A 6,730-nucleotide genomic window follows, 5' to 3' on the forward strand; every position below is an offset into this window, starting at 1 on the left:
CCGGTACTGGTAAAGTCTTCTAATAGGTCTTGTGTCGCATTGGGTTGGCGCAGTGGCTGAGGGGATTCGTGTATGTCTCTAAACAGCGGCAATTCAGAAGCTGAATCCATTAAAGCCCAACGGGTTTGAAAACGATCACCGGATACACTGTGCATCGCATTCGCTGAAGCCAATAGCTCAATATCTCTACGACTGATGGAAAGTTGGGTGACTTGATTTGGATGGCGGTAGCCTTGGTAAGGGCGATTCGCGACTAAGCTCTCCATTGCTTGTTCACTTAAGCCTTTCACTTGCCTTAAACCAAGTCGAATAGCTAACTTTTGCTCTTGATTAACGACGATATGGTCTCGCTGTGAAGCATTAACACATACCGGAAGTACTTTTACACCGTGTCTCTGCGCATCTTGCACTAGCTGTGATGGACTGTAGAAGCCCATGGGTTGGCTATTTAACAACGACGCATAGAAGCATTCCGGGTAATAGAACTTTAACCATGCAGAGCAGTACGCTAACACGGCAAAAGAAGCGGAGTGACTCTCGGGAAATCCATACTCACCAAAGCCACAAATCTGTTTAAAGATCTGTTCGGCAAAGGCGATATCGTAGCCGCGACTTTGCATCCCATCGATGAGCTTAGATTTAAACTTAAATACGTTACCGTTCTTTTTCCAGGCAGCCATTGCTCGTCGCAATTGGTCGGCTTCACCACCCGTAAAGCCAGCAGCAACCATGGCGAGCTTAATGACCTGTTCTTGAAAAATAGGGACGCCCAATGTGCGAGAGAGTACTGATTTAACCTCAGAGGAGGGGTAGTCGATAGGCTCTTGTCCATCTCTTCGCCTCAAAAAAGGGTGCACCATATCGCCTTGGATAGGCCCCGGCCGTACGATGGCGATTTGAATCACTAAGTCGTAATAGCTCCTTGGCTTTAGGCGTGGCAGCATGCTCATTTGTGCACGAGATTCGATCTGGAAGATGCCCACCGTATCGGCTTTCTGAATCATGCCATAGACATTGGGATCGTCTTGTAAACGAGTGATCTCTGCAATCGACAGTGATCGCCCATAGTGCTGCTGGATCATGGTGAAGCACTTACGGATTGCAGATAGCATACCAAGTGCTAAAACATCGACCTTGAGTAGGCCAAGCGCTTCTAAGTCATCCTTATCCCATTGAATAATCGTACGTTCTTGCATGGCCGCATTTTCTACAGGAACAAGCTCATAAAGCGGTCCTGAAGAGATCACAAAGCCGCCCACATGTTGAGATAGGTGGCGTGGAAATCCGATTATCTCATCGACCAAATGGATAAACTGTTTCCCTTTGAGAGAGTCTGGCTGCAATCCAAGCAGTGTCAGTTGCGCCTGCCAACCTTGATGCTTATCTCGGCGGTTGGTGTTTTTAATGAAGTAATCCAGCTGTGTCTCTTGCAGCCCTAGCGCTTTCCCTACATCTCGTACCGCACTCTTAAAGCGATAGGAGATCACGGTAGCCGCTAATGCTGCACGCTCTCGACCATATTTTTGATAGATATATTGGATAACTTCTTCGCGACGCTCATGCTCAAAATCCACATCGATATCAGGTGGCTCATTACGCTCTTTACTGATGAAGCGTTCAAAGAGTACTGATATCTGACGCGGGTCGACTGACGTTATCTCAAGGCAATAGCACACAACAGAGTTTGCTGCAGAGCCTCTGCCTTGGTAAAGAATGCCTTGTTGTTTGGCAAACATTACGATGTCGTGAATAGTTAAAAAGAAGAAGGGGTAATCGAGTTCTTCAATTAAGTTCAGCTCCTTCTCGATGATCTGTTCAATATCACGGGGTATCCCGTCAGGGAAGCGGCTTTTCTTACCTTGTTCGACCAAGTTTCTGAGGTATTGATTTGGCGTTTGTCCTACGGGAATCAGTTCATTTGGGTACTCGTAACGCAAGCTATCAAGGTCGAACTGGCATAAACTCGCAATGTGGTTGCTCTCATCCAACCATGACTTTTGGAATATATGGCTGAGCTTATTAATGCTACGTAAACAGCGTTCTGCATTAGCCAGTAAGTGACTGCCAACTTCGGGCACGGAGCATTGATGCTTTATTGCCGTAAGAGAGTGTTGTAGTGGTAGGCGATTGGCATTATGCATCAGTACGCCACCACAGGCCGTGATAGGAAGTTGGAGGTGCTGAGCAAGTGTCGAGCAATGAGCGACATACTCTTGATCACCCTGCTTAAGGTGACGCTGAACCCCTATCCAAAGTCGGCCTGAGTGATGCTGATTGAGCCAGCTTCCCCAATGATTATCTTGAGCAGTTTGTTGAGGGAGCCAAATCACCAAACAGTGCTTGGCAGACATGATGTCCCACTCAGAGAGTTGGTAATGTCCTTTTTCACTGCGTCTACGAGCATTGGTAATGATTCGGCATAGCTCCGCATAAGCTTGTCTATCCGGGCATAGCAACAAGAGCTGGCACTCTTCATTGAGCCAAAACATACTGCCGACGATCTGTTTGAGTGCTAACTGGTGCTGTTTTATTGCGGCATGTACTTTCACGATACCGGCAACAGAGCACTCGTCAGTGACAGCTAAAGCGTTGTAACGCAGAAAATCCGCTTGAAGAACCAACTCTTCAGCATGAGACGCTCCTTCTAGGAAAGAGTAATTGCTTTGACAAAAGAGTTCAGAGTAGTGCTGTGCCATAGCGTGTTAAGTCCTAATGAAAATGTGTCTGCGGGGCGGTTGGTCTGCTTCGGTGGTTAATGGGTATGTATGACCGAAACTGAGCAGATTGTTGAATCTGCTTAACTAAATAGCCCATGGATGAACCATGCTTTGTTTGGAGTGCGAAATACCCATAGCCAACGTCCGGTTTCGCAGCGGGCGATGAAATAGTCTCGAATCACTTTTTCTCCATCCCACCAGCCAGAAACAATACGCTCAGGGCCTTGAGACAACGTCACAGGCGTTGTTAAAGGCTCTGGGGTAGGTAACAAGATGCTTGGCCTTAAGTGCTTGTGTGATGATGAGGAAGTGTCATTAATCGTTGAAGGTTCTGTCCCCTTAGCTTGAGACGCTAAGTTGGGCAATGAGTATTGATTGGCTTTCTCTGGCCTTGGGTCTTGACGCGTGAAAGGCGAGTGAATTGCTGCTTGCCCTAGTTTAGCTTGCAGGAGTGAAAGCAAGTCTAGTGATGCTAGGGTTCCTGTGTTGCCATCAAACAGATCATGATAGGCCGCCTGAGGCTCTCCGTGACGAACTAAGGTTAAGGTTAACCCCTGAACTGGAGCATTAATTGTGACAGACTCTAGGCTAAGGTGGGTAAGTTGTGCCCACTTAGTGGCAAGGTAATCTCCCTGTGCAGAGAAAAAAGGCACGCTGTGGTCCTCACAGTCTCGCAGATGCAAAGTGAGTTTGATTTCAAAAGCGACACGGTCACGGAGTTTCAAAAAGGCTTCAAGCTGTGTGAGTAATTTGGTCAGTGGTTTCTCAATAAACTGCAGGTTCTCGATATCAAACAGTAACTCTAGATATTGTTCGAATTTTTCGGGTGGATGATAAAAATCAATAGGGTGCTTAAATTGTCCATTTAGGCGCCCAACGTAGTTCACCAGATCAATATCAAATCGGCGCGCGACATCTTGGATCGATAGTTTCAATAAGTCTCCAACTGTATCCATACCAACACGCTGTAAACGCTCGACCTGTTTAAATGGTAGTTCGGTGCTGGTTAAGCACTGTTGCTGAACACGGTGCTTCATTGTCTCGGTGTCACTCGTGATTAAATTAAGTGACTTTTTCCCGAGCAAAATAGCTGCTAGTGGTGAGTAGCCAGTGGCGAAGTGGAATTGGACATTTAATGTAGAGAGATGCTGTTTTAATGTGCTCCAGTAATTGTCGAGCCCATCATAGAGCGACAACATGTTTGAAGTCTTAATTAAAAGCCCATTTGGTGGCAATAGAGCCATATCCGAGGTGACTAGATAGGCCCAATGTGCGATCTCCTTGAGGCGATTTTCTTCAAGCTCAGCGCGATGAGGCAGCACTTGGAGTTCGTGATTGAGAGCGGCAGCCGAACCAAGCCCCATACCAAGCGTTATTCCTGAGTCCAAAGCTAAGCTATTGGCCTGAATCACCTTATGCGTTTTTTCATCAACGATAATCAACGGGTGTTCGTTTTGCTTGTCACCACTGAATAAGCTATCCAGTTGTAATGATGGAAAATGCAGATAGAGCCACAACATAGATCACCCTTGTTTCGCAATTGGGAAAGGGATGATGGTTGAATTGTCGTGCAGCTCTGCAGATGCTTGCTCTGTTAAAAGTGGCCACTGTTGCTGCATGTTTATGACCAAGCTGCCGTACGACCAACTGCCTTTGCGCTTGATAACTTCCACTTTTAAACCAAGATGATGCGGTGATAATTTCATGCTCAGTGACACGGGCAAAGAGAGTTGATTATGGCTACCGCTCTTAAAGTGAAACTGCAGGCAACGACCCGTTTCGCTCGCTGCTTGTAAGCGTTTGGTTTGATGAATCTCAAGTTCCGTTCCCCATAAAAGCACAGAGTGACAGGCACCACTTTTTAGACACTGCTCAGCAGCCCATAACGCTTCGATATCACTACTTGGCGTGATCACAAGAATGTTATGAAGGGATAGCCCTTGAGCATCAAAGAACTCACCACATACATGACCCGGAGGGTTAATAAATACAGCAAGGCGCTGGGCGTTTTGTTGCGCTAGGTAAGGCGTCAGTAAGCGGATCTCTCCTAAACCAGATTGGGATTCGACCTCTATGACACCGTGCGTAGGGAAGCCCCCATTAAGCTGATTGTCGAGCTCAGGGTATCCTGTAGAGTGAGTTTGCCCTTGTGTACTAGGCTGCAGACCTTTCCAGATAAGTTGGCGGTCTTGTAGATTTTTGATCAGTTCATGCATAGTTAAATACCTGTATATATATACAGTATATTTAACTCTGAGAATTATGGGAAGAAAAATGAGAGAAAGAAGTAAGGCTCACTCTTAGTTGGTTGTTTTAAAGACAAAAAAAGCCGCATTTGTTGCGGCTTGATTAGAAAGAGAGTTGGTGGAGGAAATTCTAGTACCCAGGAGGTAGCACAGCGTACACCACACCATCCTTAGGCTCACCATTGAAGATAAACCGGTTTCGAGCAATGGTCTCACGCTCTGCACCGCATGCTTCGATCAGGTGTTGGCTTGGTAAATTATCAAGATCACATACAACTTCTAGACGAGTGAGTTTGAGCTGAGCAAAACAGAATTCAAACAGCGCTAGCATGGCCTCTTTTGCGATACCGCGTCTTTGGTATCGATCTGCGACCCAATATCCTAAGCTTGCCATATTGAAGGTGTGATAAAGCTCGTTGATGGCCACCATCCCCATTAATTTGTCACTCTCTCGGTTGAATATTCCAAAACCGAATGCATCTGCTTTGACCCAGTTGAGTCGAGTGGCGAGGATGAACTTTTCTGCCTCTTGCTGGGAGTACTCGGTATGACACCAATCAATCCAACGAGATAGGCTCGGTGATTGCTGGATACATTGAGCAAACTCTGGTGCATCAGATGCTTCTATGATTCTGAGGACTAAGTTGCGGGTCACTATGTGAAAATCAGGACTCATATTGCCCTCCTAATAACAAAACGCCCTCACTAGGAGGGCGTATCGATAATATATTAAGTGTAGCTTATTGACAGTTTTGGCTACTGCGCGACGCGACGAACCTGAATGATCATGCCTAGCAGCGGGTGATCTAGGTAGTGGGTTTCGGTACTGCGCATACGACGCTTTTGGTCCATGCGGTAGCTTTTTAGGAACTCTTCAACTTTTACTGTTGGAGAGATCTCAGTCAAATTGCCTACCTGGATAGTACTGTCGCCGCCACTGACTGGCGAGTCTAGTTCGATTTGCTGCTCTTGAAGTGTGACTTCACGAACACTTGGTGCTTTAAGATCTAGAGTTGTTTCTGCGTATAGATAGTGCTGAACGTAGATTTGCAGCTTACCATCCAGCTCATACAGAGGCTTGTCGATAGTCTCTTCTTTAATACCTTCCGCATTGGCTGCAACAACGGCACTCTTCTCTGAACCATCAGCGTTAAAAGATTGCGAGTAATCTTTGCCTGCTTGAATACGGAACACTGGTGCTGCATTGCGACCTTCGTCACCTTGGCGCCAAGCGGTATGCATTAAGACTTCAAAGCCTGCGTGTTTGCGCAGCTTTTCTTTCTCATCGTTTAGCTCATATGCTGAGTAAGGCAACATCTCTACGCCTTTTTGAGCACGAAACTGAGAGTTTTGGAAAGAGCCTGCACGCTCAAGAGAGATTTCAGGAAGGCTGTTTGGCCATGATTCATTGACTTGTTCAGCATCAACAGCACGCTTGAAAATGATCACTTCTATATCAAATTGTCTTTGTGCCAAGCTCGGCATAGAGACTAACAATAGTAGTAGTGGGATCAGTCGTTTCATTTTTACTCCGTATCCCAGCCGGAGATCCGGCTGGATAAATTAAATGCTCAGTGAAAAGGGTGGAATTAGCTTGCAGGCAGCAAGTTTTGTCTAAATTCGCCCAAAAGATCACCGACAAATTGAATTCGCTTCCGTCTGTCTACCAATGGTACCGTAAACTTGAACTTAGTTGGCCCTTCCATTGAAAACTTTTGCGGTTGAGATTGCAATAGTTTAACAAGGTACGCTGGGTTTATGTCAGCG

General features: G+C 46.3%; 5 protein-coding genes. All 5 read right to left on the bottom strand.

The window, feature by feature from the left end:
• Positions 1 to 2,696: error-prone DNA polymerase (locus AC6R05_RS11650; protein WP_500647445.1), on the bottom strand; the 2,696-nt coding region annotated here is incomplete at its 3' end.
• Between the two features lie 101 nt (positions 2,697 to 2,797).
• Entirely contained in the window at positions 2,798 to 4,237 is a 1,440-nt protein-coding gene (locus tag AC6R05_RS11655; RefSeq protein ID WP_500647446.1) for a Y-family DNA polymerase, read from the bottom strand.
• A 3-nt stretch (positions 4,238 to 4,240) separates the two neighbouring features.
• Positions 4,241 to 4,933: a translesion DNA synthesis-associated protein ImuA gene (gene imuA, locus AC6R05_RS11660; RefSeq protein ID WP_150868962.1), complete on the bottom strand. Its 693-nt coding sequence runs from the start codon at positions 4,931 to 4,933 to the stop codon at positions 4,241 to 4,243.
• Between the two features lie 160 nt (positions 4,934 to 5,093).
• Positions 5,094 to 5,639 carry a GNAT family N-acetyltransferase gene (locus tag AC6R05_RS11665; RefSeq protein WP_500647447.1) on the bottom strand — a complete coding sequence of 182 codons (546 nt, stop codon included), beginning with the start codon at positions 5,637 to 5,639 and terminating at the stop codon, positions 5,094 to 5,096.
• Between the two features lie 80 nt (positions 5,640 to 5,719).
• A complete protein-coding gene (locus AC6R05_RS11670) occupies positions 5,720 to 6,487 on the bottom strand; it encodes a peptidoglycan binding protein CsiV (protein WP_150893998.1) in 768 nt (255 codons plus the stop codon).
• Positions 6,488 to 6,730 lie beyond the last annotated feature (243 nt).

This window comes from Vibrio sp. R11-SG3-ISO9 (assembly GCF_059834255.1).